At 58.3% G+C, this 24,678-nt stretch carries 26 protein-coding genes and 1 tRNA gene; 19 read left to right on the top strand and 8 right to left on the bottom strand.

Annotated features, from left to right (window positions below; translation table 11 throughout):
• Window positions 1–84: 84 nt before the first annotated feature.
• Together AC0V6N_RS01015 and AC0V6N_RS01010 are read left to right on the top strand one after the other, a co-directional pair.
• The gene (locus tag AC0V6N_RS01015) at window positions 85–2,166 is read left to right on the top strand and encodes a prolyl oligopeptidase family serine peptidase (protein WP_486169733.1); all 2,082 of its coding nucleotides are present in this window, start codon (window positions 85–87) and stop codon (window positions 2,164–2,166) included.
• A complete protein-coding gene (locus AC0V6N_RS01010; RefSeq protein WP_486169732.1) occupies window positions 2,167–2,904 on the top strand; it encodes a DUF2059 domain-containing protein in 738 nt (245 codons plus the stop codon).
• Here the strand turns inward: AC0V6N_RS01010 and AC0V6N_RS01005 are convergent.
• Window positions 2,901–3,884 carry a MipA/OmpV family protein gene (locus tag AC0V6N_RS01005; protein WP_486169731.1) on the bottom strand — a complete coding sequence of 328 codons (984 nt, stop codon included), beginning with the start codon at window positions 3,882–3,884 and terminating at the stop codon, window positions 2,901–2,903. The genes AC0V6N_RS01010 and AC0V6N_RS01005 overlap by 4 nt on opposite strands.
• 147 nt (window positions 3,885–4,031) lie before the next feature.
• Between AC0V6N_RS01005 and crtY the strand changes: the two genes are divergently transcribed.
• From crtY to AC0V6N_RS00955, 10 genes are all read left to right on the top strand, one after another.
• Window positions 4,032–5,288, top strand: coding sequence for a lycopene beta-cyclase CrtY (crtY, locus tag AC0V6N_RS01000; protein ID WP_486169730.1), 1,257 nt, complete (start codon window positions 4,032–4,034; stop codon window positions 5,286–5,288).
• Window positions 5,289–5,350: 62 nt separating this feature from the next.
• Window positions 5,351–6,862, top strand: coding sequence for a phytoene desaturase (locus AC0V6N_RS00995; RefSeq protein ID WP_486172400.1), 1,512 nt, complete (start codon window positions 5,351–5,353; stop codon window positions 6,860–6,862).
• A 59-nt stretch (window positions 6,863–6,921) separates the two neighbouring features.
• Window positions 6,922–7,257 (top strand): hypothetical protein, encoded by a 336-nt coding sequence (locus AC0V6N_RS00990; protein ID WP_486169729.1) that lies wholly within the window; start codon window positions 6,922–6,924, stop codon window positions 7,255–7,257.
• A 121-nt stretch (window positions 7,258–7,378) separates the two neighbouring features.
• Window positions 7,379–7,792: a hypothetical protein gene (locus AC0V6N_RS00985; RefSeq protein WP_486169728.1), complete on the top strand. Its 414-nt coding sequence runs from the start codon at window positions 7,379–7,381 to the stop codon at window positions 7,790–7,792.
• A 108-nt stretch (window positions 7,793–7,900) separates the two neighbouring features.
• On the top strand, window positions 7,901–8,335 hold the full coding sequence (locus tag AC0V6N_RS00980) for a hypothetical protein (protein ID WP_486169727.1): 435 nt from the start codon (window positions 7,901–7,903) through the stop codon (window positions 8,333–8,335).
• Window position 8,336: 1 nt separating this feature from the next.
• A complete protein-coding gene (locus tag AC0V6N_RS00975; RefSeq protein ID WP_486169726.1) occupies window positions 8,337–8,918 on the top strand; it encodes an LOG family protein in 582 nt (193 codons plus the stop codon).
• Window positions 8,919–8,928: 10 nt separating this feature from the next.
• Window positions 8,929–9,885, top strand: a complete 957-nt coding sequence (locus AC0V6N_RS00970; protein WP_486169725.1) for a phytoene/squalene synthase family protein — start codon at window positions 8,929–8,931, stop codon at window positions 9,883–9,885.
• Between the two features lie 31 nt (window positions 9,886–9,916).
• Window positions 9,917–10,459, top strand: coding sequence for a hypothetical protein (locus AC0V6N_RS00965; protein ID WP_486169724.1), 543 nt, complete (start codon window positions 9,917–9,919; stop codon window positions 10,457–10,459).
• Window positions 10,456–12,360 carry an acetyl/propionyl/methylcrotonyl-CoA carboxylase subunit alpha gene (locus AC0V6N_RS00960; protein ID WP_486169723.1) on the top strand — a complete coding sequence of 635 codons (1,905 nt, stop codon included), beginning with the start codon at window positions 10,456–10,458 and terminating at the stop codon, window positions 12,358–12,360. Before AC0V6N_RS00965 ends, AC0V6N_RS00960 begins: the two co-directional genes overlap by 4 nt.
• Window positions 12,361–12,484: 124 nt before the next feature.
• A complete protein-coding gene (locus tag AC0V6N_RS00955) occupies window positions 12,485–14,035 on the top strand; it encodes an acyl-CoA carboxylase subunit beta (RefSeq protein WP_486169722.1) in 1,551 nt (516 codons plus the stop codon).
• A gap of 23 nt (window positions 14,036–14,058) precedes the next feature.
• On the opposite strand, the gene AC0V6N_RS00950 is transcribed toward AC0V6N_RS00955, so the two are convergent.
• Window positions 14,059–15,288, bottom strand: coding sequence for a multidrug effflux MFS transporter (locus AC0V6N_RS00950; protein WP_486169721.1), 1,230 nt, complete (start codon window positions 15,286–15,288; stop codon window positions 14,059–14,061).
• Between the two features lie 116 nt (window positions 15,289–15,404).
• Between AC0V6N_RS00950 and dinB the strand changes: the two genes are divergently transcribed.
• Entirely contained in the window at window positions 15,405–16,529 is a 1,125-nt protein-coding gene (dinB, locus tag AC0V6N_RS00945; RefSeq protein ID WP_486169720.1) for a DNA polymerase IV, read from the top strand.
• Between the two features lie 30 nt (window positions 16,530–16,559).
• On the opposite strand, the gene AC0V6N_RS00940 is transcribed toward dinB, so the two are convergent.
• The 4 genes from AC0V6N_RS00940 to AC0V6N_RS00925 form a co-directional block, all read right to left on the bottom strand.
• Window positions 16,560–17,039: an NUDIX domain-containing protein gene (locus tag AC0V6N_RS00940; RefSeq protein WP_486169719.1), complete on the bottom strand. Its 480-nt coding sequence runs from the start codon at window positions 17,037–17,039 to the stop codon at window positions 16,560–16,562.
• Complete coding sequence (locus AC0V6N_RS00935) at window positions 17,027–17,647, bottom strand: 6-phosphogluconolactonase (protein ID WP_486169718.1); 621 nt, start codon at window positions 17,645–17,647, stop codon at window positions 17,027–17,029. Before AC0V6N_RS00935 ends, AC0V6N_RS00940 begins: the two co-directional genes overlap by 13 nt.
• 74 nt (window positions 17,648–17,721) lie before the next feature.
• Window positions 17,722–18,183, bottom strand: a complete 462-nt coding sequence (locus AC0V6N_RS00930; RefSeq protein WP_486169717.1) for a Dps family protein — start codon at window positions 18,181–18,183, stop codon at window positions 17,722–17,724.
• A 146-nt stretch (window positions 18,184–18,329) separates the two neighbouring features.
• Window positions 18,330–18,893 (bottom strand): hypothetical protein, encoded by a 564-nt coding sequence (locus AC0V6N_RS00925; protein ID WP_486169716.1) that lies wholly within the window; start codon window positions 18,891–18,893, stop codon window positions 18,330–18,332.
• A gap of 110 nt (window positions 18,894–19,003) precedes the next feature.
• Between AC0V6N_RS00925 and AC0V6N_RS00920 the strand changes: the two genes are divergently transcribed.
• On the top strand, window positions 19,004–19,798 hold the full coding sequence (locus AC0V6N_RS00920) for an SDR family oxidoreductase (protein WP_486169715.1): 795 nt from the start codon (window positions 19,004–19,006) through the stop codon (window positions 19,796–19,798).
• 110 nt (window positions 19,799–19,908) lie between these two features.
• Here AC0V6N_RS00920 and AC0V6N_RS00915 read toward each other — a convergent pair.
• A tRNA-Gly gene (locus AC0V6N_RS00915) sits at window positions 19,909–19,982 on the bottom strand.
• A gap of 54 nt (window positions 19,983–20,036) precedes the next feature.
• The gene (gene eda / locus AC0V6N_RS00910; protein WP_486169714.1) at window positions 20,037–20,678 is read right to left on the bottom strand and encodes a bifunctional 4-hydroxy-2-oxoglutarate aldolase/2-dehydro-3-deoxy-phosphogluconate aldolase; all 642 of its coding nucleotides are present in this window, start codon (window positions 20,676–20,678) and stop codon (window positions 20,037–20,039) included.
• A gap of 196 nt (window positions 20,679–20,874) precedes the next feature.
• On the opposite strand from eda, the gene AC0V6N_RS00905 reads away from it, so the two are divergent.
• The 5 genes from AC0V6N_RS00905 (at window position 20,875) to AC0V6N_RS00885 (ending at window position 24,619) form a co-directional block, all read left to right on the top strand.
• Window positions 20,875–22,368, top strand: a complete 1,494-nt coding sequence (locus AC0V6N_RS00905; protein ID WP_486169713.1) for a CoA-acylating methylmalonate-semialdehyde dehydrogenase — start codon at window positions 20,875–20,877, stop codon at window positions 22,366–22,368.
• Window positions 22,369–22,377: 9 nt separating this feature from the next.
• A complete protein-coding gene (locus AC0V6N_RS00900; protein WP_486169712.1) occupies window positions 22,378–22,782 on the top strand; it encodes a hypothetical protein in 405 nt (134 codons plus the stop codon).
• An 8-nt stretch (window positions 22,783–22,790) separates the two neighbouring features.
• Window positions 22,791–23,732, top strand: a complete 942-nt coding sequence (locus tag AC0V6N_RS00895; RefSeq protein ID WP_486169711.1) for a polysaccharide deacetylase family protein — start codon at window positions 22,791–22,793, stop codon at window positions 23,730–23,732.
• A 117-nt stretch (window positions 23,733–23,849) separates the two neighbouring features.
• Window positions 23,850–24,227 carry a hypothetical protein gene (locus tag AC0V6N_RS00890; protein WP_486169710.1) on the top strand — a complete coding sequence of 126 codons (378 nt, stop codon included), beginning with the start codon at window positions 23,850–23,852 and terminating at the stop codon, window positions 24,225–24,227.
• A complete protein-coding gene (locus AC0V6N_RS00885; protein ID WP_486169709.1) occupies window positions 24,224–24,619 on the top strand; it encodes a RidA family protein in 396 nt (131 codons plus the stop codon). The genes AC0V6N_RS00890 and AC0V6N_RS00885 overlap by 4 nt, the downstream gene beginning before the upstream one ends.
• Window positions 24,620–24,678: the final 59 nt, after the last annotated feature.

The following is a 24,678-nucleotide window of genomic DNA, read 5'->3' as shown; positions in this document are numbered from 1 at the left end:
AAGCGCGTGGAACAAATTTGCGATTCATCGGCTGGACGTTATGAAACCACGCAACAATACCTGTGCTTAAGGAATCGATCACCCATGAACCGCTCAACTCTGACCAAAGCGACCCTCACCGCAGCAACCCTGCTTGCCTCTGCTTCGCTAACCGCGACCGCTCATGCCCGTCCGATGACTCCGGAAGACATTGCAAAGCTTGAAAGCGTTGGCGCAATCGCTGTCTCACCCGACGGATCGCGCGTTGCCTACACTACCTCCAGCCTGCCTGACGTCACCGAGGGCGAGAAGAACGGCAGCTTCACTAGCGAGCTGAGCGTGGCCCATGCACCCGATGCTGCGCGCCAATATCTGCCCGACGACATCAGCCCATCAGGCGTCGCATTCTCACCCGATGGCCGCATGGTCACTTTCATGTGGGCCAAAGACGATGAAGACCGCGCCGTATGGGGTGTGCCGGTCGATGGCGGCACTTACATGAAGCTGGCTGCGGTTGAGGATACAGGCGTTCGCTCCTACCGCTTTAGCCCAGACGGAGCCACAATCTACATGCTCACCGGCCCCGGCGAAGATGCTCAGCGCGAGGCACAGCGCAAAGGCGGCTTTACCGCGCGCGTTTATGAGGAAGAATTCCGCCCCGCCCGCCTGTTTGCCGCAAGCGTGGGCGATGAAGTGGACAAAGAGCCACGCGAAATTGAACTGCCCGGTTTTGTAAGCGCGTTTGACGTTTCCTCTGATGGCCGCATGGGCATTATTGAGACAACACCATCTCCGCTGGTCGATGACAGCTACACATCAAAGCGGGTCAACGTAATCGACCTCAACACCGGCGAAGTGACTGCCGTGGTCGAAACGCCTGGCAAGATCGGCGATGTTGAGATTTCACCCGATGGCTCGCAATTGTCGCTGATCGCAGGCGTCGATATGAACGATCCTGCGGCAACGACATTGCACTTAGTCGACACCGCAACCGGTGAATTCCGTGCGCTTAACGCCGGTGCAGCTGAGGCGGCAGTGGACGCAGAATGGCTTGCAGACGGCAATCTCGCAGCAGTGATCCATGTCGGCGTGCAAAGCGTGCTGCGTATGTATTCGGCAGACGGCTCGCAGATGTCTGAGATTGATCCGGGCGAGTTGATCCTGACCCGTGTCGAGGCTGCTGGCGACCGCGTTGCCGTTGCCGCCAATGCGCCGCGCCACCCGACCGAATTGTTCGTGCTAGATGGCACCAGCTTCAACCGCTGGACCAACCACAATGATTGGCTCAGCGAAATCGACTTCGGTGAGCAACGCGCCTATCGCTATACCGCCACTGACGGTCAACAAATCGAAGGCGTTCTGATTACGCCTGTTGGCGGCATCTCCGAAGGCGGCGCACCGACCATTATGGATGTGCATGGCGGACCCGAAGCGCATGAGAGCAATGGCTGGCAGACCAGCTATTCAAACCCCGGCCACCTCGCCGCAGCGCAAGGCTATGCCGTGTTCCTCCCGAACTATCGCGGATCAACCGGCTACGGCACAGACTTCTCGAAGCAGCATCAGGGCCGCTACACCGATCCTGAATTTCGCGACATTGTCGATGGCAAGAACGCATTGGCCGCAGACGGCATCACCGATCCTGATCGCACAGGCATCACTGGCGGTTCCTATGGCGGCTATGCCAGCGCATGGGGCGCGACATATTATTCGGAAGAATACGCGGCATCGGTGATGTTTGTCGGCATCTCTGACCAGATCAGCAAGTTTGGCACCACCGACATCCCATACGAAATGTACAATGTGCACTCGCTCGCATGGCCTTGGGATGATTGGCAGAAGATGCTTGAAGTCTCCCCGATCTACTACACTGATCGTGCGGAAACCCCGCTGCTGATTATGCACGGTGCCGAGGATACGCGCGTTGATCCAAGCCAGTCGATGGAGCTGTATCGCTTCGTCAAAGTGCGCAATCCGGACCTGCCACTGCGCCTCGTCTTCTATCCGGGCGAAGGCCACGGCAATCGCATGGCGGCCAGCCGCTATGACTACAATCTGCGCATGATGGAATGGTTCGACACATACCTGAAGACAGGCGATCGCACCGCGGAAATGCCTGCCCCACGCCCACAACTGGCTGAAGGTGCCAAAGGTGCAGAGGTGCCTGAGGAAGAAGGGGAAGACTAAATGCGAGTTACTCTGCGCAGCGCAGTCGCCGCATTTGCGGCAATTATTATGGCACCGGGGGTTGCTGTTACGGCAACTCCCGCCATCGCTCAGGCCTCAGCCGCCGCATATGAAGATATGTACGATTCGATGAATGAAGGGGTCGATCATGAGGTCGCCCTCGACAATACGATGCAAGTCGTACGCAGTGAATATGCCTCGATTGCAATGTTTCAGCAGATGGAAGCGCAAAGCCCCGGACTACTGGACGAATTGATCAAGGAAATTCGCCCCGCTTTCCGCGACTATCAAATTCGCGTTCGCGACCAGTATCGGCCACGCATGACAGCCCTATTCGCGCAATATCTAACTCCTGATGACGCACAAGAAATTGCGGAATTCTATCGTTCAGATCTGGGAAAGCGCATTTTGAGCGGTGCCTCGCGTAATTTCAGCCCCGATGAGACAATTTCAGATCTCGAAAGATTCGAAGACGCTAGTCCAAGCGAACTCGAAGAGGACGTGAATAGCGATCTGGAGAATGCTTCAGCCGCGACGATCGCAGAACTGTCTCAGGAAGATATGGCCGAGATGGGCCGCCTCGCGATGTCAAACCCCAGCTTGCTTAAGCTGAGCCAGGTTCAACCGGGCATCGTTACCCTGCGCGCAGAGATGGAACTGACGCCCCTTACTCCTGAGGAACAAGCGCGAATTGTTGCAGCGGTAGAGAGCGTGCTTAAGCGAAGGCTGGGCGGCTAGAACGTATAGCCCACGCCAATCCCGCCGATAAACTGGTTCGCGCTGCCGCGTTCGCTGGTGAAGGGGGTGTCCGCTGCGTCTCCGATCAGCCGGGAATAGCCCGCAAGGCCGTAAATGTTGAACCCGCCATTGAGCGCATTGCCATCTAGGTCAAGTGTCAGGATCGCGAGTGTGCCGACCGAGTTCAACCCGCCATCGGCCTGAAATTCTGCAAGGCCCGTCGCCGCGCTCGCAGCCGGGGTGACGGAATAATAGTAGTCCGCAAAATCATCATCGACGATGCTGGCATTCACAGACAATTGCATCACGGCGCTGCGCCCAAGCGGGGTAAAGTAAGACACCCCCGGCTCGATCAGCATGCCGTTATGCGCGTCCAGAATGTCCCAACGCACTTGGGTGGAAAGCCCCAGCCGGTCGCGCGAATGCAGGACGCCTGGAATGCTCACGCCGCCATTCACGCCCACTTCGATTGCGGTGTCGAGTTCGCCTGCCAGCTCAACCACTTCGTCATCAATCTGGTTCGCGCGGTCATTGCGAAAACGGAAAGAGGGACCAAAGGAAAAGGTGGTTTCAGCCGGTCCACGCGATGGCGGCTGCGACAGCAAATCAAGGTTGAAGCCGGGGCCATTGGGGCTGATCCCCACTCCGCCCACGCGCCCAACGATTAGCGGCAATGGAAAGACGTTGTAATCGTCAGAGCCCGAATAGCTCGGCACTAGACCGGCACCAATACCGACCGTGATCCATGTCTCATCAAATACGGGCTTAAAGGGAGGGCCACCTGCGCCAACTCCGGCAGGTGGACCCTGTCGCTCACCTTGTTGGCCACCTTGTTGAGGACGCGCTTGCTGCTCGCGATCTTCTGCCAGCGCCAGAGCCTCTTCAGCATCCTTATCCGCAGGCGCATCGGCAAAGGCAGGTGTCGCCAGCATTGTGGTCGTAAAAGTGGCAAGCGCAGCGGTGCGCATGAATGAATGCATTGAGGCGATCCTTTGTGGGGGCCTTAGTGGGGGCGTTTGTGGTTGAGTAATTGCAATACTCGCGAGAGCAATAATCGTTTCCTTTTATGGCATTGCACCTTCTGCATCATTGCTACGTGCCGCGCGCTGTCCTACGGGGAAACCCGAATGAGCGACTCACAATTCGATTGCGTCATAGTTGGCGGCGGTTTGGCCGGTGGGTTGATCGCGCTCGCGCTCCATCGCGCTCGCCCCGAATATCGCATCGCCGTGATCGAAGCGGGCCGCACAATTGGTGGCAATCACCGTTGGAGCTGGTTTGACAGCGACCTTTCAGAACAGGGTCGCGCGTTGCTCGCTGGCTTTCGTCAGACGGGTTGGGATGCGGGCTACAACGTCGTCTTTCCCAAATATCGCCGGCACTTAAAAACCGCTTATCGCTCTATGGCGTCGGCTGATTTTCACGAAGGTCTGGTGCGCGAATTGCCCGAAGGCGCGGTGATGCTCAAACGCAAGGCCGCCAGCCTTGATGCGCGCGGGGTCGATCTTGAGACGCCCAGCGGTGAGACCCAGCGGCTTGATGCGCGCACCGTGATTGATTGCCGCAGCTTCCAATCCTCGCCGCATTTGAATGGCGGGTGGCAGGTCTTCCTTGGGCGGCACATGAAGCTTGAAGAGGCGCATGGCCTGGACCGGCCAATCATCATGGACGCCAATGTCGATCAGCTCGCCCCGCATGGCAATGGCGGCGCGTATCGGTTCGTCTACACGCTGCCATTGGGCGCGCATGATATCTTTATTGAAGACACCTATTACGCCGATGATCCGCAGCTCGATCGCGCCGCTCTGTCTTCGCGGATTGACCAATATATGCACGCCAATGGCTGGAAGGACAGCGCAGTTATCGGCCACGAGGCGGGCGTTTTGCCGGTGCTAACAGGCGGTGATTTTGGCGCCTATCAGGACGAGATCCGCATCGAAGGTGTAACCGCAGCAGGCGCACGCGGCGGCTTCACCCATCCGCTCACCAGCTACACAATGTGCATTGCGGTTGAAAATGCGCTGGTGATCGCGGACGAGGCTGACCTTTCCGGCCCGCAACTGGCTGTAATGTTCGAAGCGCGCGCGCGTGAACATTGGAGCCGCACGGGATATTACCGCTTGCTCGCGCGTTTCTTGTTCTTCGCTGCTAAACCGGAGAAGCGCGTCAAAGTGTTCCAACGCTTCTACAAATTGCGCGAAGGTTTGATCGAACGGTTCTATGCCGCGCGCTCAAATCCGCTCGATAAATTACGCGTCTTATGGGGTGAGCCCCCCGTACCTATTCCAAGCGCGATCGCGGCCATGTTTAAACGCGGCGCGCCACTTAAAAATACGTCCGGGATCGTTGGCCAAGATCCCACACCCACGGAGAAACAGGCATGAACGCAGATGCCACGCTAGACCTTAACCCCTCGATCCCCGGTGATAGAGGCATCAACCCTGCCATGGCAGAGCGATATGCAGGCAAAACCGCCTGCGTTATCGGCGCTGGCTTTGGCGGGATGGCGCTGGCGCTGCGCCTGCAATCGCACGGCATCGCCACCACCGTGGTCGAGGCGCGCGATAAGCCGGGTGGCCGCGCATATTTCTGGGAAAAGGACGGCTTTACCTTCGATGCAGGCCCCACGGTTATCACCGACCCGCCCTGCCTTGAGGAGTTATGGCAGCTAACAGGGCACGACATTGCCGATGATGTTGAGCTGATGAAGGTCATGCCGTTTTACCGCCTCAACTGGCCCGACGGCACGAATTTCGACTATTCGAATGACGAAGCCGAACTGAACGCAGAGATTGCCAAGCTGAACCCGGATGATGTGGTCGGCTACCAGCAATTCCTCGAATATTCGGCGCGCGTTTATGAGGAAGGCTACCTCAAACTCGGCACTGTCCCGTTCCTCGATTTCAAGACGATGCTGAAAGCCGCGCCGGCGCTTATCAAAGAGCAGGCATGGCGCAGCGTCTATTCAATGGTATCCAGCTACATCGAACACCCCAAGCTGCGCGAGGCGTTCAGCTTCCACTCGTTGTTGGTGGGTGGCAATCCGATGAAGACCAGCAGCATCTATGCGCTGATCCACAAGCTGGAAAAAGACGGCGGCGTGTGGTGGGCACGCGGCGGCACCAACCGATTAATCGCAGGCATGGTGCGCCATTTTGAGCGGCTCGGCGGCACAATGCGTGTGGGCGATCCGGTGACGCAAATCCACACAATCGGCACGCGCGCGGATGAGGTCGAAACCAAGTCTGGCTGGAGGCAACGCTTTGATGCGGTCGCTTCCAATGGCGATATTATGCATTCCTATAAGGACTTGCTGTCCAATTCACAGCGCGGACCAAAGATGGCAAAGTCGCTGAAGAGAAAGAGCTTTTCACCTTCTCTGTTTGTGGTCCACTTTGGCCTTGAGGGAACATGGCCCGGCATTGCGCATCACATGATCCTGTTCGCAAACCGCTATAAGGGGCTGCTCGAAGACATATTCAACAATGGCGTTCTGCCAGAAGATTTTGCGATCTATCTGCACCACCCCACCGTAACCGATCCGAGCATGGCCCCTCCGGGTAAGAGCACATTCTACGCGCTCGTCCCAGTCGCTCACATGGGTAAGATGCCGGTCGATTGGGATGAGGTGGGGCCGAAGCTCGAAAAGATGATCCTTGATGAGATTGGCCGCCGGTTGATCCCTGACATCCACGACCGGATCGTCACCAAGTTCAGTTACGCGCCAAAGGACTTCCAGCAAGACCTCTCCGCTTACATGGGCAGCGCCTTCAGCCTAGAGCCGTTGCTGTGGCAGAGCGCTTACCTGCGTGGCCACAACCGCGATGATGAGATTGAGAACTTCTACCTCGTCGGCGCAGGCACGCATCCGGGCGCAGGCATTCCCGGCGTGGTCGGCAGCGCGAAAGCGACAGCGGGCATTGTGCTGGAGGACCTCAAGGCCAAGGCGACGGTGTGATAGGGGTCCTAGTTTCGATCGCAGCTTTTGCGGGCGCTTTAGGCCAATCGCCGATTGCCGTGAGCGGCCACCAACATGCATGGGTACAAGTGTATTCTGGTGACTCTGGGCATGCTTGGCTAGATACAAATTCAGCCGGGACTGAGATCTATGAAGGAACAAAGCTGCAATTGGCATTGTTCCGCATTGATTTGCACGGACAGTTTCAGGGCGACTATTTGTTTGCGATGGACTGTGAAACTGGGCGGTATGGCCTAAAGACCGCGCACTTTTTCACTATTTTTGGCTCAGACGAGCAGCGCGTGACACCTGAGACCTTTGAAATGATTGAAGATGGATATTTCATGGTTGATCAACAACAGTCTCACGAACTGATTTGCAGCGAAAAATCATGAAACGCCCTATGAAAAGGGTAGCCTTCTACTGCGGATCGGCAGTGCCCGAAGACCCGCTCTGCAAGGCAAGTGCGTGAGCCTTCTGCTTCTCCCCATCCTTATGCAAACGGGACAAATAGAGATGCCAAGTTCAGAGCTGGTCAATGACGATCATGCGCATGATTGGATAGAGGTTGATCGGGAGATCAAGCGCAACGAAGAAGTCGTGCTGCTCGATATTGCCGATCAACCAGCCTACACCGATGACACCGGCACATTTCAAACGGCCCTCATCCGGGGAGCTGAAAGCAAGGATGGCGGCACCCTTTACTACGTAGACATCAGGGTCGCGATTGATTGTGCAAATTCACGGATGGCGATTGTCGGTATGTTCGACCCGAAGATCGATGAGAATTGGCCGAAGGAACCAAACGCCCGGATCGGAGAATTCGGACCGATAGTTGACGAGCAGCATGACAGTGGCGATGAAAAAGTGCTCACCGCGATGTTCAAACATGTTTGCGGTCCGGAATGGAGTTACGAATTCCCCCGATGAAACATCTCGCTGTTAACTGCGGATCGGCCTCACGAAGACTGGTTCCGCAGTGGCTGTGGTTGAAACGGTGGGTGTTGTGCTGAAGGATTTGAGAGTTAAAGCGACGTCATGAGCCTTGTAGAAATCGTAAATGAAAGCTGGGGTTGGGCTGGCTTCACTGCGCAGCGTGTGCGTGCCCAAAGCCCGATGGGTCATTTGCTGCTTTCGGACGCTGACGACCAATTCTTCTACCTCGATCCCGACGGGTTGAGCGTTATCGCCTTAGGCGATCAGAGCTCTGCACAGGCCCATCTCGACACCGATGAGGCGAAAGAATTGTGGTTCGGCGGCGAACTTCTGACCAAAGGATATGATCTTTTGGGTGAGCCAGAAGATGGCTCCGTAATCACGCTCAAGCCATTGTCACTTTTGCAAGGTGACTATGCGCCTGAGAATCTTTGCATTCTGCCTTTAGAAGAGCTTATCCGATTTACAGGCGAAAGCGCTGAACAATTGAAAGACCTTCCTGAGGGCGCACAGTTCAAGGTCGAGGTAACCGACTAAAATGAAACGTCTCGCTATCTATTGCGGATCGGCCACGCCCGAAGATCCGCGCTATATTGAACTTGCCCGCGAAGTGGGCGCTGGCTTGGCGCAGCGCGGAATTGGCGTTGTCTATGGCGGCGGCAGGCTCGGCCTGATGGGCGCGGTTGCGAACGGCGCGAAGGATGCAGGCGGCGAAGTCATTGGCGTCATCCCGGAGGCACTGGTCAACTCAGAAGTCGCCAATCACAATTGCGATGAGCTGATCACCGTCAAAGGTATGCATGAACGCAAACAACGCTTCACCGACCTATCCGATGGCTTTGTCACCATTCCCGGCGGGGTGGGCACAATGGACGAGCTGTGGGAAGCAATGAGCTGGGCGCAGCTGGGCTATCATTCAGACCCAGTAGGCCTGCTCAATGCGTTTGGGTTTTACGACGATCTCATCGCGTTCAATGCTAAAATGGCCGAAGTCGGCTTTGTGCGAGAGGCGCATCAGAACATCCTGATCCACTCTGAAACACTGCCGGATTTGCTCGACAAGATGGCCGCCTATCAACCGCATACGCCGATCTTCCGTATGAAGGCAGAGGATCTGTAAGAGGCGCGCTATGGCTGTCGATCCCGAAACCCGGCTGGCCTTAGTCAACCATGCGCATCAAGCGATCAAATTCGGATCGCAGAGCTTTTCTGCGGCCTCCCAACTCTTCGACAGCGAAACACGCGAACGCGCTTGGCTGCTCTACGCGTGGTGCCGCCGCTGTGATGATATTGCCGACAATCAGGTGATGGGTGGTGAGCTGGGGGATCAATCCGATTTGGACGCGCGCCTTGCCCATATCCGCAAACTGACCGCGCTCGCCTTCGAAGGCAAACCAACGGGCGATCCGGCTTTCGATGCACTGGGCGTAGTGGCAGAGGAATGCGGCCTCACCCCCGCCATGGCCGAAGACGTGATTGCAGGCTTTGCGCTGGATGCCGAAGACTGGCGACCGCGCACAGAGGCCGACATGATGCAATATTGCTTCCATGTTGCAGGCGCGGTTGGCGTCATGATGGCAGTGGTGATGGGCGTTGCCCCCGAAGACCGCGACACGCTCGACCGCGCGAACGATCTTGGGCTCGCGTTCCAGCTCTCCAATATCGCCCGCGATATCGTTGAGGATGACGCCGCAGGACGCTGCTACTTGCCTGTGGAATGGCTGGTCGAGCAGGATATTGAGCCAGGCCAACACACCAAACCGCACCACCGCGAAGAGCTTGCTGAAATGGCCGCGCGGTTGGTTGCTCTGGTCGAAAAACACGAGGCTGCTGCGCGAGTAGGTGCAGAACGCCTCCCCTTCCGCAGCCGCTGGGCCGTGCTCTCCGCCGCGCGCATCTACGGCGCAATCGGGCGCAAAGTAAGGAAGCGCGGAACCGAGGCATGGAATTCGCGCACCTATGTGCCCCGCTCGGAAAAGGCGCTCTACGGCATGCGCGCATTCCTTTCCGCGATAATCAACCGCGAGAAACACCCCGACGGCCCGATCACATGGGGCATTGCGGATTTCAAACCCAAAGCCGCTTGAAGCTTGGGCTGCGTCAGCGTAGCGACCGGGTATGAGAGGACTTCATAAATTCTGCGCACTTGCACTGGCGGCCATTTCGGCACCGGCCATTGCGGACGATCATGTTTCTGCTGCCGAAAAGTCGGCTTTGGATGAGGCCGAAGTCCGCCTAGGGGTCAACGCCTTCATGAACGCCATCAGCAGCCACGACAAAACCGACCTTGCTGACCACATGATCCCCGAAGCGATGATCTTCGTGCACAATCGGATGGACCCGCAAAATCCTCGCATTGATGTCGTGCCGGTCGCGCAGCATCTGGAAGGCTGGGCAAGGCGCGATGCAAGGTACATTGAGATTATGGCGATCACCTCAGTGCAGGTTGACGGGGACATGGCCCATGCATGGGGACCGTATTCGTTTTGGGAAAACCATAAGCTGTCACATTGCGGGATCAATTCCCTAAGCCTTGTGCGCGAAGACGACCTCTGGAAAGTCGCCAATACCAGCTTCACTATGGAGCAACCAAGCGAATGCGAACGGTTGGGGGTTCCAGGTTTTCTCGTTGAGGCAGCAAGCGATGGAGCACCGCAATGATCAAAAAACTCCTCATCGCCAATCGCGGAGAAATAGCCTGCCGCATTATGCGCACCGCGCGCGACATGGGTATTGCGACGGTTGCGGTCTACTCGGACGCGGATGCCAAGGCTTTGCACACCCGCTCAGCGGATGAAGCGGTCCATATCGGGCCTTCACCTGCGGCTGAGAGCTATCTGGTGGGTGAAAAGATCATCGCGGCGGCCAAGGAAACGGGCGCTGAGGCAATCCATCCGGGTTATGGCTTCCTGTCGGAGAATGCCGACTTTGCCCGCGCCGTGATCGAGGCGGGGCTGATTTGGGTCGGTCCAAAGCCCGAAAGCATCGAGGCGATGGGCCTTAAGGACGCCGCCAAAGAGCGGATGATTGCCGCCGGTGTGCCGGTGACGCCCGGCTATCTAGGCAAAGACCAGTCGCTCGAACGGCTCTCAGCCGAAGCCGACACAATCGGCTACCCTGTATTGATCAAGGCGGTCGCGGGCGGCGGCGGCAAGGGGATGCGCAAGGTCGATGATCCTGCCGACTTCGCCGCCAGCTTGGAGAGCTGCCAGCGCGAGGCCAAGGCGAGCTTCGGCAATGATGAGGTGCTGCTGGAGAGGTGGATCACCTCCCCGCGCCATATCGAAGTGCAGGTCTTCGGCGACAGCCACGGCAATGTCGTCCATCTGTTCGAGCGCGATTGCTCCCTCCAACGCCGCCACCAAAAGGTAATCGAAGAAGCCCCCGCTCCCGGCATGGATGAAACCACCCGCGAAGAAATCTGCGCCGCCGCCGTGCGCGCCGCCAAAGCGGTCGATTACGAGGGCGCAGGCACGATCGAATTCATCGCCGACGCCAGCGAAGGCCTACGCGCTGACCGCATCTTCTTTATGGAGATGAACACGCGCCTTCAGGTCGAACACCCCGTCACCGAAGAGATCACCGGCGTGGACTTGGTGGAGTGGCAGCTGAGGGTTGCGAGTGGTGAGCCGATTCCGCTGAAGCAGGACGAGCTTTCGATCAACGGCCACGCGATTGAGGCCCGGCTCTATGCGGAAGACCCCGCGAAAGGGTTTTTGCCGAGCACGGGGCGGTTGGAAGCAATCGCAATTGGCGACGGTTTTTTCCGGGTTGAACACGGGATTGCCGAAAACTCTGCAATTTCTCCATATTACGATCCGATGATTGCAAAGCTAATTTGTCACGGCTCGACCCGCGAAGAAGCAATCCACGCGTTGATGGGAGAATGCGGGGTAACTTACGCTCGTCCTATCAAGCATAATGCCTGGTTCCTCTATCGTTTGCTCGGCTTGGCGGAATTCCGCGATGGAACCATGACTACGGGAACCATCGGCGATCACCTCGAAATGCTCACTGAGCCACCAAGCCTCTCAAAGTCGGCTCTCAGGGCAATACTAGCAGACATCCGACACCCCTCTTTTGATGCTTCAAATAGAGAATTCGAGATAGGCTTGTCGGGATTCCGTTTGAACTCCGGCAAGCACAAGCGAACAAGACTCCTTATCGAAGGGGAGTTGGTCGAAATCGATCCCTCAAGACTTAACGGAGAAGGCAACCTTATCTTTTTCGGAAATGCTGGCGATGACCAACATTTCTATGAAAATGGAGCGACATTCTCGGCCGTCCCATACCGACACGATGGAGGCGGCACCACCTCCGCAGCCGACGGCGCCATACTCGCGCCCATGCCGGGCAAGGTTATCGCGGTGGACGTTTCAGACGGCGACACCGTCACCGCTGGCCAGCGCCTTATGGTGCTCGAAGCGATGAAGATGGAGCATGCTCTCCTTGCGCCCTTTGATGGGACCGTGACGGGGCTTGAGGCCTCTGAGGGCGGGCAGGTGCAGGTTGAAGCGGTGCTTTGTGTGGTGGAGCCAAGCGTGGTGGAGCCTGCCGAGTGAGGGGCGCTCCATGGCACCAAACGATTGCACAGCAACCGCAAGGGCGACCGCCCGCCCGCAGCGACGCGATCTTTGATCGCATGAGCGAGGATATCGCGCGCCGGATGGCGTGCGAAAAACAAAGATGACCTGGGCAAAAGAACTCGAAGAATTACGCCACCGCGAAGCGCTCGCCGAAGAAATGGGCGGGCCGGACAAGATCGCGCGCCAGCATTCTCGCGGCAAGATGGATGCGCGCGCTCGGCTCGCGGCGCTTTGCGACCCCGGCTCCTTTCGCGAGATCGGCAAGATTGCGGGCAAAGGCCATTATGACGAAAACGGCGACCTAACCGGCGTCACCCCTGCCCCGTTCCTCTTTGGCAAAGCGACGGTTCATGGACGCCCCGTTGTCGCCACAGCCGACGACTTCACCATACGCGGCGGCGCGGCGGATGCGGGCATCAAGCGCAAGATGGTGCAGGCCGAGCAGATGGCGCATGAGCTCAAGCTTCCCATCATCAAGATGATCGACGGCACGGGCGGCGGCGGCTCGGTCAAGACGCTGGAACAGATCGGCGCGACCTACATCCCGGCGGTTCCGGGCTGGGGCGATACGGTCAAGAACCTCGATACAGTGCCTGTGGTGGCGCTGGCGCTAGGCCCAACCGCAGGGCTTGGTGCGGCGCGGATTGTTGCGAGCCACTATTCGATCATGGTGCGCGGCCTCTCCCAACTCTTTGCCGCTGGCCCTGCCGTAGTCGATGGCTTGGGCGAAGCGTACAAGAGCGCCGCTGACCACCAGCAGGCCAAGGAAGAGCTTGGCGGCGTCGACATTCACACCCGCAACGGCGTGGTCGATGATGAGGTCGCGAGCGAGGCTGAGGCCTTTGCCCGCGCGCGCCACTTCCTGAGCTTTATGCCAGAACATGTCGGCCAATTGGCCCGCCGCGCACCTTCTGGCGATCCGGTTGACCGGCGCGAGGAAGCGTTGCTGAGCCTCGTCCCGCGCGATCCGCAGCAAGTCTATTCGATGCGCCGCGCGATGGAGATGGTGCTAGATCAAGGCACCGTGTTTGAGATCGGCAAGAATTGGGGCCGCGCAGCGATTACCGCGCTCGCCCGGCTCGATGGCTATCCTGTCGCAGTGGTGGCGAGCGATCCGTCCTATCTCGGCGGATCATGGGAAGCGAAAACCAGCGAGAAGGTCGAACGTTTCGTCAAACTCGCCAACCAGTTCCGCCTGCCCATCGTGCACCTCGTCGACAATCCCGGCTTTATGATCGGACGTGAGGCCGAAATGGCGGGCACGATCCGATACGGCGTGCAAGCGATGAACGCGATTTACAAAGCGACCGTGCCGCTTGCGAGTATCGTCATGCGCCGCGCCTATGGCATTGCGGGCAGCGCGATGAGCAATGCGGATTTGTACCAATACCGCTTTTGCTGGCCGAGCGGCGACTGGGGCAGCCTTCCCATCGCAGGCGGGCTGGAAGTCGCGTATAAATCCGAGCTCGAAGCCGCCGATGATCCCCCCGCTATGCTAGAGGAAATCAGAGCGCGATTGGATAAGGTTACCTCACCCTTCCGCTCAGCCGAGCTGTTCAATGTTGAGGACATTATCGACCCACGCGATACGCGGCCGCTGCTGTGCGAATTTGCTGGGCTGGCTTGGCGAATGCTTCAAAGCAAGGCCTGACACCACGCCTCCAGCGAGGACGGTCAAACAGCCAGGTTTGGCCGGGTAAACAGCTTGCCGTTCTCGCTTATCAGAACCATCACAAGGCTCGCGAGAGAACACACCACCATCGACACGGCCAGAGGGTATGCGGTGCCATCATAGGCCCCGCCAATCACACCGCCCAGCACTGCGCCCATACTCATGCGAAGCGCGGTGTGGATTGAGCTGGCTGCCCCCGCAATATGCTGAAACGGCTGCATCGCGATCGAGCCAAAATTGGCCCCTACAAATCCGAGCATCGCCATATTGAAGCTGAGGATCGGCACAAAAGTCCACACGCTTTGATTGCCGCCGCTCGCCGCCCAAAGCTGCACGAAGGCGGCCAGGATGAAGCCGAACAAAGCCGTGTGGCTCACCCGGCGCGCGCCAAACCGTTCCACAATGCGCGAATTGAGGAAGTTGGCGGCCACCATACCCAACACCGCGCCGCCAAAGATGAGCGCAAAATAGTCGCCCATACCAAATGCCTCACCGATCAGCTGCTGCGAGGAATTGAGGAAGCCGAACAGCGAACCGAACACCAGCGCACTGCCAATAACATAGCCAATCGCGCCGCGATTTGAGAGCGCCGCGCCCATGTTACGGACCACAGAAACAGGGTCGATTTTCTGCGCGTTTTCAGGCGAAAGCGTCTCCGGCAATCGGAACCAGGCCCATATGCCCACGCCCAATCCCATCGCTGCCATCGCGAAGAAAATGGCTTTCCACCCGGCGAATATCAGCAACACCTGTCCGATGGCAGGCGCAATAATTGGGACGACGAGGAACGTCATCATCACAAGGCTCATCAGGCGCGCCATGCGGTCTCCGCCCATTTGATCGCGCACGATGGCGGCAGGCAACACGCCAAGCGCGGCCCCGCAGGCCCCTTGGGTCAATCGGATGACCAGCAGCGAAGTGAAATCGGGCGCCAGCGCACTTGCGAAGGACAATAGGATGTATGCCAGAAGCGCCGCGAACAGCACCGGGCGGCGACCAAATCGGTCAGCCAAGGCTCCGGGGAACAGCGCGCCTACCCCTGCCCCCAAGAAGTAGGAACTGATCACGAATTGCCGGTCGTTGCCCTCAGCACCCAAATCATTTGCGATCTCGCCCAAAGCAGGCAGCATCGCATCAATGCCAAAAGCCTGAAGGCTCATCAGCATCGCCATCAGCACGATCATCTCGCGCTCGCTCAGCGGCTTTGTTGGGTTGGCGGTGATTGCGGTCATGCGCGCTCCTTGGGCGCAATCCGGCAATTAGGAAAGCGGCTTTTACTTGGCACTGTTCAAGCGTTTGCATCTGCACATGGTTCCGCAGCTGGGCAAACCGGGCTACATTGCGCGCCATGAACGCAGACCCCGCCAGTGATGATCGTGATGGAGAGGAAGCAGCGGGCCTGCGCAAGATCATCCATGTCGATATGGATGCGTTTTTTGCGAGCGTAGAACAGCGCGATCACTCGGAATTACGCGGCAAACCTGTCGCGGTTGGCGGATCTGGCGGGCGCGGCGTTGTGGCAGCGGCCAGTTACGAAGCGCGCAAGTTTGGTGTCAAAAGCGCGATGCCATCTGTCACGGCCAGACGCCTGTGCCCCGATCTCATTTTCGTGAAGCACCGCTTCGACGCGTACAAAGAAGCAAGCCGTCAGATCCGCGCGATCTTTCACCATCACACACCGCATGTGGAACCGCTCAGCTTGGATGAAGCCTATCTTGACGTGACGCAGGACAAGCTTGGCATTGGCTCTGCCACGCGCATTGCCGATTTGATCCGCCAAGAGATTCGCGCCAAGACCAAGCTGACGGCAAGCGCGGGCGTCTCCTACAACAAATTCCTCGCCAAGATCGCGAGTGATCAGAACAAGCCCGATGGCATTTGCGTGATCCGCCCCGGTGAAGGCGCAGACTTTGTCGCCACCTTGCCCATTCGCCGGTTCCATGGCGTTGGCCCAAAGGCCGAGGAGAAGATGAAGCGCCACGGGATCGAGACCGGCGCAGACTTAGCCGCCAAGGATATTGAATTTCTGCGGGCCAATTTCGGCAGCTTTGCCGATTACCTTTACCGCGCCGCGCGCGGCATAGACCTGCGGCCCGTGCGCGCGCACCGTGTACGCAAATCTGTCGGCGGTGAGCGGACCTTTAGTGAGGACATATCCAGCGGTGCACAACTTCGCGAGACGCTGGAGAATACGATCGAATATGTCTGGGAGAGTATTGAGCGCACAAAAGCTCGCGGACGGACGGTGACGCTCAAAATGAAGTTCACCGACTTTCAGAATATGACCCGGTCGAAGTCCGTCCCGCATTGGATCGAAACGAGGGACGAATTCGCCCAACTCAGCCGCGCACTGCTCGAAGAAGCACTGCCCCTGCCCATGCCAATCCGGCTGATGGGGCTGACTTTATCAAACCTTGACCACGGCGATGAAAAGGAAGCGCCAAAAGACAGCGCGCAATTGTCGCTGCTTTAGTGCGGCGCGCGCCAGTCACCCTCGCGTCACTCACCCTCGCGACCGCCACGCATCAATGCGGCGGCGAGTGGTTTCGCCCAGTGGCTCTGGCAGGGAGTGCGTAGGGAAGAAGCGCGCCTCTAAGACCTCGCGCCTGTCCGGTTTAGGGTGGGCATCAACCATTGCAGTAAATAGGTGCGCAGTATGGGGAGAGCCTGACAGCGTCTCTTCCAAATTGCCGACATGCTGGATCTTGTTGATTTCGATCCCCAGCTCCTCAAGCACTTCACGCCGCGCGGCTTCTTCAGGGTCTTCGCCCGGCTTCAATCCGCCGCCAGGCAGTGCCCATACCTTTGGGCCATAGGAATGGCGCAACAGCAGCAATTCTCCGTTGAGATCGGTCAGCGCCACACTCACGCCAGCAATCGGTTTGCCGCGCCAATTTCGCCAGCGATGCCGCACCTTATGGGCAATGGGCAATAGCGCCCGATGCAAAGGCGCTGGCAGAAGGCGTTCGATCAGGTGAAGCATGTGATCGGCTGGTCGGCTGCGCGCAGCAATCTTGCAATAGGCAGATCATGCTCGCCCGACTGTGCGCCATCAAACACCACCCGCTTTTCATCGCCGCGGATCACGAACATCAGATTATCGCTGCGGGTAAGCGCAGGGATCGTCAGCGTTATGCGGTCAAACGGAGCCTCTGGTGGCAAAGGATCAGGCGTCAGTCGCCGAATGGCCTGCGGGTCGTCTGTTCGCGGATCGGTGTTGGGAAAGAGCGAGGCAATATGGCCATCGCCGCCCATGCCCATCCAGCAAATCGCGAAATGTGGCGGCTGATCGTCTAGGCTCAGCGCCTTCACCCGTGCGCCAACGGGTTCAAACAAAGCCCTGATCTTGCTCGTGTTCGATGCCGCATGATCCTCTGGCACGATGCGATCATCGCCCGGCCAAACGACCAGCCGATCAAACGGCAGGTCAGTCTTCACAAGCTCTGCAAATATCGGGAACGGGGTGCTTCCGCCCGGCACACTGATCGCGACATCACCGCTCGAGCCGGCAAACGCATCCGCCAGCTTTTGTGACAGCCAATGCGCGATATCGGCGTCGCTGGCGCCTTCGACAATTTCGACATTTTTCATAGGTGACACGCATAGCAAAAGGGCCGCTCCCGACTAGTCGGAAACGGCCCTTTCTTTTGCGACCCTTACGGGTTTTAGCCGAGCGCTGAATTCAAGAACCAGACGCGTTCCTCGGCCATATCGGTCCAATCATCGATCAGACCATCTGTGGCATTGTCACCTGCGGCATCGGCGGTGTCCTTCATCGCCTTGAGGCGTGTGACCATTGCTGCATTGTCATCACGCAACTCGCGGATCATATCCTCGGCGCTGAGTGACGCGCTGTCCTGATCTTTCACCTGGGTGTGCTGAGCAATCATGCCCACCGATGTGATCGTATCGCCGCCAATTTTCCGGGCACGCTCACCGATCGCGTCAATCTGGTCGCGGATCTCGATCGCCTGCTCGTCAAACAGCAGGTGCAGGTCACGGAAACGCGGGCCCTTTACGTGCCAATGAAAGTTCTTGGTCTTCACATAGAGCGCGAAGTGATCTGCCAGCAGGGCGTTGATTTCGGCTACCATCTGAGTGGTCGAGTTGTTGTTGGGGTCAAGCATGTGTTGTCCTCCTTTATCAATGCTTTACGACGCCAAAAAGCCCGGGTAAACCAGGGAACGTGCGCCGTTGATGCGTTCAATAATACTACGCGCCAAACGGAATTTAGTTTCGAGAAAGATCAATTCGCAGTGATCGTGCGGATCGATTACAGGAACGTGTAACGAGCGTTCAATCCGATCAGCAATGCCGCAAGAAACAAACAAACGGCCAGCGCCATTCGGATCCAGCGCAAGGGGAACTTTTGCAATTTCGCAAGACCCACTACCCATCCCAGCGCCACTGCTGCCGCGCCGCCAATCGCGCCGCCGATCAATGCGGTGGTCGGATAACTCGCAGCGGCGGCAAAGGCGAATATCGCAAAGCGCGCCGCATCCATGATCTGCCGGAACAGCACAACCACACCGATTGCGACAATGGAGCGGGTCGGCTCTTTCATCGTCTTCAGCTTAACCGGCCACAAAAGCTCGATTGCGGCGGCGCCAAGAGCAAAGGCCACTAACATGTCAGCTGCGCGCTGCGGCAGGATAGAGGCAATGCTCGCGCCGAAATACGCCATGATACTTGCGCTGATTAGCGCGCACAGCATGCCCATCGCCAGCAGCGCGGTGGTGCGCCCCACCGCCTCTACAAACTGCGCAATGATCAATTGCTCGCGCCCGCCAAAGGCAATCGCGAATGTCAAGATCAGGCAGAGCAGGAAAGCATCCATGCGCGCCCTCTAGCATGCGCGCGGTTGATGAACAGTTGGCGTTTGCATTTGATCTGGGGCTTTCGATCTGGCTTATCGTCTCCCGCAAATTCATTGAGGGGAGAAAGCGAATGAAACTCGAAGCGGGTATGGCAGCCGTTGTTACAGGCGGTGCATCGGGATTGGGCCGAGCCAGCGCTACGGCCTTGGCAGAAGCGGGATTGAAAGTCGCAATCTTCGACATCAATGATGAAGCGGGCGAAGAACACGCCGCCGCGATTGGCGGCACTTTCCACCATGTCGACATTATGGATGAAGCATCGGCGATGGCTGGTTTCGAAGCCGCACGCGCCGCGAACGGGCAAGAACGCGTAACGGTGCACTGCGCGATGGCCTCCAAACGCGGCAAGACGGTGGGCTATGACAAGGCAACGGGCGGCTACAAGCGCCTTTCAACCGAAGACTATGCCTTTGGCGCTGAGGGCATTCTGGTGGCGAGCTATCGCATCGCCAGTATCTCAGCCCTTGGCATGGCAAACGCTGAGCCTTTGAACGCCGATGGCGAGCGCGGTTCTATCACGCTCACCGCTAGTGTGGCCGCTCAAGATGGTCAGATAGGGCAGGTCATTTATGGCTCTTGCAAGTCGGGTGTGAACGGGCTTGTCCTGCCGATGGCGCGCGATCTGATGGAGCTTGGCATTCGGGTGAATTCAGTCATGCCCGGTATCTTTGCGACCCCGCTGATGCTCGGCATGAAAGACCGCAACCCGCAAATGTGGGACCAGCTAAATGCCAGCGTCCCCTTCCCCAAACGGCTCGGCGAACCCGAAGAATTCGCCTCTCTGATCTGCGAGATCGCGCGCAATTCCTATATCAACGGCCACCAGTTCCGGCTGGACGGCGCGATCAGGATGCCACCAAAGTAAGAGGTTTTGGTGAACAGGACTGGAGCGGGTGGACTCGAAGCGCCTAGGCGCTGAGAGGGCGAAGCGAAGCGCGGCCAACGGAACCGAGCGCGCTCAAATCCTCTTTGGATTGGAGCGGGTGAAGGGAATCGAACCCTCGTCGTCAGCTTGGGAAGCTGCTGCTCTACCATTGAGCTACACCCGCTTCGAGCAATGCGCCCCTGCCTTTGCGATGGCGCGGCTTGGGCGTCAATGCACTTTAGCTGCGCACCTCGCGTGCGATCTGAACGGCATCGGCGGCAAGCTTGGTGATCGCGTCCATGTCGCCTGACGCCACCGCATCCTTCGGCGTGAGCCAACTTCCGCCGCAGGCAAGCACGCTGGGCACGGCCAGAAACTCACCCAGATTGGCCGCTGAAACGCCGCCCGTGGGCATGAAGCGCATCTCGCGGAACACGGAACCAAACGCCTTCAGCATCGGCACACCGCCGGCAAGGTTAGCGGGGAAGAACTTCACTTCGCGAAGGCCCAGCGCATAGGCGCGCTGCACTTCGCCTGCGGTCATAGTGCCGGGGTAGAATGGGATGTTCTCAGCTAGGCAATATTCAGCGATTTCATCGACCAGCCCCGGTGAGACGATAAATTGAGCGCCGCTCGCGCGGACTGACTTTGCCTGATCCAGCGTCAGGACCGTACCCGCGCCAATGATGGCGCCGGGGACTTGCTCTAGGATCGCCTCCATACCCTTTTGCGCATTGTCGCTGCGCATCACCACTTCGATTACGCTCAGGCCACCTGCGACCAGTGCATGCGTGGTATCGACAGCTTTGGCTGCATCGTCTTCTCCGATTAGGGGGACGACGGGGGCAGAGGCGAGGCGGGATTGAAGGTCACTAGACAAGTCAGGATACTCCGATTGATCGGTCAGAGAGGGGACCTGCGTCCGATAGGCTCATAAAGCCGCCTCAGCAATCATCGAAAGTCACATTTCGCCGAGAAATGACGCAACTTTCGATCTTGTTCGCTCTTTCGCCTTGTGCCACTCGCGCCGTAGCGTCATTTGAGGGCGCAATTGAGAGGAAATTTGGGAACCCACAATGCGTCAGATTGATCACTTTCTAGTGGGCGACAGCCCTGTCCCCACACGTAAGCACCAAGTGTGGAACCCATCGACCGGTGAGATTCAGGCGGAGGTCGCCTTGGGCGATGCTGGCTTGCTCGAACGCGCTGTTGCCACTGCGAAAGAAGTTCAACCCGGTTGGGCCGCGACCAATCCGCAAAAACGCGCGCGGGTCATGTTCCGGTTCAAGGAGTTGATTGAGGCCAATATGCAGAGCCTCGCCGAACTCCTCGCCAGCGAACACGGCAAGGTTGTCGATGATGCGAAGGGCGATGTGCAGCGCGGCCTTGAAGTGATCGAATATGCTTGCGGCATCCCGCAAGTGCTCAAAGGCGAATACACTCAAGGCGCTGGCCCCGGCATCGATGTCTATTCGATGCGCCAGCCGCTGGGCATTGGCGCAGGCATCACCCCGTTCAACTTCCCCGCAATGATCCCGATGTGGATGTTCGGTATGGCTTGTGCCGCGGGCAATGCCTTTATCCTGAAGCCATCTGAGCGTGATCCGTCCGTGCCAGTGCGCTTGGCAGAATTGTTCGTCGAAGCGGGCGCGCCGGAAGGGCTGCTCCAAGTCGTTCACGGCGACAAGGAAATGGTCGATGCGATTATCGACCACCCCGATATTCCTGCAATCAGCTTTGTCGGCAGCTCTGACATTGCGCATTACATTTATCATCGCGGCGCTGAGCAGGGCAAACGCGTGCAAGCCTTTGGCGGCGCGAAGAACCACGGGATTGTGATGCCCGATGCGGACCTTGATCAGGTTGTAAATGACCTCGCCGGAGCCGCCTTTGGCTCCGCGGGCGAGCGCTGCATGGCGCTGCCTGTGGTGGTGCCCGTGGGTGATGATACCGCCGACGCTCTTCGCGAGAAGCTGATCCCGGCGATCAACGCACTGCGCGTGGGTGTCTCCACTGACCCGGACGCGCATTACGGCCCCGTCGTCACGCCAGAGCACAAAGCGCGGGTCGAGCAATGGATCACCACCGCTGAGGAAGAAGGCGGTGAAATCGTTGTCGATGGGCGCGGCTTCAAGCTTCAGGGGCATGAGAAAGGCTTCTTTGTAGGCCCAACTTTGATCGACCGTGTGACACCGCAGATGAAGAGCTACCAAGAGGAAATCTTCGGACCTGTGCTTCAGATCGTGCGCGCCAAGGACTTCGAAGAAGCCGTGCGACTGCCTTCGGATCACCAATATGGCAACGGCGTCGCGATCTTCACCCGCAATGGCCACGCCGCACGCGAATTTGCGAGCCGCGTTCAGGTCGGCATGGTCGGTGTGAACGTGCCGATCCCTGTGCCAGTCAGCTACCACTCGTTTGGCGGTTGGAAGCGTTCTGGCTTTGGCGATATCGACCAATATGGAACAGAAGGCCTCGCATTCTGGACCAAGAAGAAAAAGATCACCCAGCGCTGGCCCGATGGTGGCGGTGATGGCTCAAACGCTTTCATTATTCCAACCATGGGGTAAGCTGCTCTTATGCGGCGTTCTTATATCTTTGTCAGTCTAATCGCCTTGCTGAGTGCGGTGATTGTGCCTGCCCAGTCACGCGAGGGGTCAGAGGCGAAGACACTCATCATTCCAGAACGCTTCCACGGATTGTGGGACATGGATGAAGGAGATTGCTCGGTCTATTCAGATTCGCGGCTGCGTATTACCGCAACCGAGCTGATTTTTCACGAAAGCACGGGTGCGGTGAAAACACTTCGCCACGATGGAGAGACTGTGGAAGTTGCCGTCCTTTCCTCAGGCGAAGGCGAGGTTTGGGAAACGTCCTATCGTTTGAAGGTCGAGAACACTCGGCTGATGATGGAAGTTGTGGGAAGCCGTTGGGGGACGTTTGAGCGCAAGCGCTGCCCCAACGAACGTCCAAACGAGAATTAAAGCGCGCAATGATCCGCAAACTGCTTTCCGTCTTGCTTGCCCTAGTCATTTTGGCGAGCGGAGCGGTGGGCCATGCGCAAGACAAACGCATCGCGATCACATTTGACGATACACCGCGTCATCCGGGGGCTTTCTTCACCGAGGATGAGCGCACCCGGTTGCTGATCACCAAGCTCGAAGAAGCAGGCGTTGAGCAGGCGGTGTTCTTCGTCAATCCGGGCAAAATCCCTGAGCGCGATGGGGCTGTCGCGCGCATGGAGGCCTATGTCGCAGCGGGTCACGTGCTGGCCAATCACACCGCGAACCACCCGCGCCTGTCGCAAACCGAGACGGGCGAATTTATCGCTGATTTAGACAGCGCGCAAAGCTGGCTTTCAGGCCGTGACGGCGTGCGAGACTGGTTCCGCTTTCCCTATCTCGACGAAGGGCGCGCCGATAAGGACAAGCGCGACGCTGTTCGCGCTGCCTTGGCTGCGCGCGGGCTGCTCAATGCCACGCCGACCGTGGACGCATCAGACTGGTGGATCGACAGTGCGCTGGGCCGGGCTGAACGTGAGCAGGCAAGTTATGACCCCGCAGCTGCAAGAGACCTTTTCGTTGAGGTCCATGTCGAGGCGGCTGAGTTCTATCACGCGCTCGCGCTGGAGACCTTCGGCCAGCCCATCACTCACAATATCCTGCTGCACGAAACCGATCTATCGGCGCTGTTTATCGGCGATTTGATTACGGCTTTGCGCAATGCCGGATGGACAATCGTGACCGCTGACGAAGCCTTTGCTGACCCTGTATACTTGAACGCGCCCGACGTGCCCTCTGCGCAAGGAACGCTGGTGGAACTCGCCGCATGGTATCAAGGGATCGCATCACAGCGCTGGTATCCGGGCAATGATACGCGTCTGTTGGAGCAGCAGTTCAACGAACGAGTGCTCGGGCAAGAGGGGGAAGAGTAGGTGCGGATTTGGTTGACCTTAGGCGCTGTTGCAGCGCTAACAGCTTGCGGTAAAATTCCCGATCAAGCTCCCCTGAGCGAAGAGACGCCGGCGGCGCAAGCACCAACCGAGACCCCCATGCCGGTCGAACCCGATGGCGGGATTGGCGGTGGCGCGATCCCCTTGGATGAAGCGCAGGCACTTGCGAACAATCAAATTCCGGAGCGGTTTCACGGTGTGTGGGATTATGTCGAAGGAACATGCGCGCTCGAAAGCGATCTGCGCATCGAAATCAGCGCAGGCGAAATCATGTTCTACGAAAGCTTTGGCAAGGTGAAATCAGCAACGCAGGCCAGCAAAGATGTGGTCTTGATGCTTGCGATGGAAGGCGAAGGCGAGGTTTGGGATGAAGAATATCGCCTAAACCTGTCAGAGGACGGCGAAACGCTGACCCCGCAATTTATCTTTGAGGGGCAGTCCAATGATCCCATGCCGCGCAAACGCTGCCCATCATGACCCGCACCCGCGCTACTTCCGGCTCCCCGTTTGAGGCGCAGTTCGGCTTTTGCCGCGCCGTTCGCGTTGATAGTTCTGGGGCAAACCGCATCATCGTGGCTGGCACTGGTCCGGTGGAGCCCGATGGCTCGACTACTCCGGGCGGCGTGAGCGAACAGGCGGATCGCTGCCTCGCAATTATCGTCGCTGCGATTGAGGAGTTGGGCGGCTCTGCCAAAGACGTTGTGCGCACCCGGATGCTGCTCACCGATCCAGCAGACCAAGACGCGGTGGGCGAAGTTCACGCGCGCTATTTCGGCGCTCATCCCCCCGCTGCCACTATGGCAGGTGTCGCATGGCTATGCCGTCCGGAATGGAAGGTTGAGATCGAAGCGGAGGCTGTCTTATCTTGATGGGCCAGGCCACCCGCTCCCTCCGCCCTTCCACCCGGATTATCACACCGGGTTACGAT

The organism is Erythrobacter sp. S57(2025) (assembly GCF_057365055.1).
The sequence above is the reverse complement of the archived record's forward strand: the minus strand, read 5'-3'. Positions and strand labels throughout refer to the sequence as shown.

Excerpts from the sequence above, each read along its gene's own strand:
- AC0V6N_RS01015 (WP_486169733.1), top strand. The coding sequence starts at position 85 with ATGAACCGCTCAACTCTGACCAAAGCGACCCTCACCGCAGCAACCCTG.
- AC0V6N_RS01010 (WP_486169732.1), top strand. The coding sequence starts at position 2,167 with ATGCGAGTTACTCTGCGCAGCGCAGTCGCCGCATTTGCGGCAATTATT.
- AC0V6N_RS01005 (WP_486169731.1), bottom strand. The coding sequence starts at position 3,884 with ATGCATTCATTCATGCGCACCGCTGCGCTTGCCACTTTTACGACCACA.
- crtY (WP_486169730.1), top strand. The coding sequence starts at position 4,032 with ATGAGCGACTCACAATTCGATTGCGTCATAGTTGGCGGCGGTTTGGCC.
- AC0V6N_RS00995 (WP_486172400.1), top strand. The coding sequence starts at position 5,351 with ATGGCAGAGCGATATGCAGGCAAAACCGCCTGCGTTATCGGCGCTGGC.
- AC0V6N_RS00985 (WP_486169728.1), top strand. The coding sequence starts at position 7,379 with ATGCCAAGTTCAGAGCTGGTCAATGACGATCATGCGCATGATTGGATA.
- AC0V6N_RS00980 (WP_486169727.1), top strand. The coding sequence starts at position 7,901 with ATGAGCCTTGTAGAAATCGTAAATGAAAGCTGGGGTTGGGCTGGCTTC.
- AC0V6N_RS00975 (WP_486169726.1), top strand. The coding sequence starts at position 8,337 with ATGAAACGTCTCGCTATCTATTGCGGATCGGCCACGCCCGAAGATCCG.
- AC0V6N_RS00970 (WP_486169725.1), top strand. The coding sequence starts at position 8,929 with ATGGCTGTCGATCCCGAAACCCGGCTGGCCTTAGTCAACCATGCGCAT.
- AC0V6N_RS00965 (WP_486169724.1), top strand. The coding sequence starts at position 9,917 with ATGAGAGGACTTCATAAATTCTGCGCACTTGCACTGGCGGCCATTTCG.
- AC0V6N_RS00960 (WP_486169723.1), top strand. The coding sequence starts at position 10,456 with ATGATCAAAAAACTCCTCATCGCCAATCGCGGAGAAATAGCCTGCCGC.
- AC0V6N_RS00955 (WP_486169722.1), top strand. The coding sequence starts at position 12,485 with ATGACCTGGGCAAAAGAACTCGAAGAATTACGCCACCGCGAAGCGCTC.
- AC0V6N_RS00950 (WP_486169721.1), bottom strand. The coding sequence starts at position 15,288 with ATGACCGCAATCACCGCCAACCCAACAAAGCCGCTGAGCGAGCGCGAG.
- dinB (WP_486169720.1), top strand. The coding sequence starts at position 15,405 with ATGAACGCAGACCCCGCCAGTGATGATCGTGATGGAGAGGAAGCAGCG.
- AC0V6N_RS00940 (WP_486169719.1), bottom strand. The coding sequence starts at position 17,039 with ATGCTTCACCTGATCGAACGCCTTCTGCCAGCGCCTTTGCATCGGGCG.
- AC0V6N_RS00935 (WP_486169718.1), bottom strand. The coding sequence starts at position 17,647 with ATGAAAAATGTCGAAATTGTCGAAGGCGCCAGCGACGCCGATATCGCG.
- AC0V6N_RS00930 (WP_486169717.1), bottom strand. The coding sequence starts at position 18,183 with ATGCTTGACCCCAACAACAACTCGACCACTCAGATGGTAGCCGAAATC.
- AC0V6N_RS00925 (WP_486169716.1), bottom strand. The coding sequence starts at position 18,893 with ATGGATGCTTTCCTGCTCTGCCTGATCTTGACATTCGCGATTGCCTTT.
- AC0V6N_RS00920 (WP_486169715.1), top strand. The coding sequence starts at position 19,004 with ATGAAACTCGAAGCGGGTATGGCAGCCGTTGTTACAGGCGGTGCATCG.
- AC0V6N_RS00905 (WP_486169713.1), top strand. The coding sequence starts at position 20,875 with ATGCGTCAGATTGATCACTTTCTAGTGGGCGACAGCCCTGTCCCCACA.
- AC0V6N_RS00900 (WP_486169712.1), top strand. The coding sequence starts at position 22,378 with ATGCGGCGTTCTTATATCTTTGTCAGTCTAATCGCCTTGCTGAGTGCG.
- AC0V6N_RS00895 (WP_486169711.1), top strand. The coding sequence starts at position 22,791 with ATGATCCGCAAACTGCTTTCCGTCTTGCTTGCCCTAGTCATTTTGGCG.
- AC0V6N_RS00890 (WP_486169710.1), top strand. The coding sequence starts at position 23,850 with ATGCCGGTCGAACCCGATGGCGGGATTGGCGGTGGCGCGATCCCCTTG.
- AC0V6N_RS00885 (WP_486169709.1), top strand. The coding sequence starts at position 24,224 with ATGACCCGCACCCGCGCTACTTCCGGCTCCCCGTTTGAGGCGCAGTTC.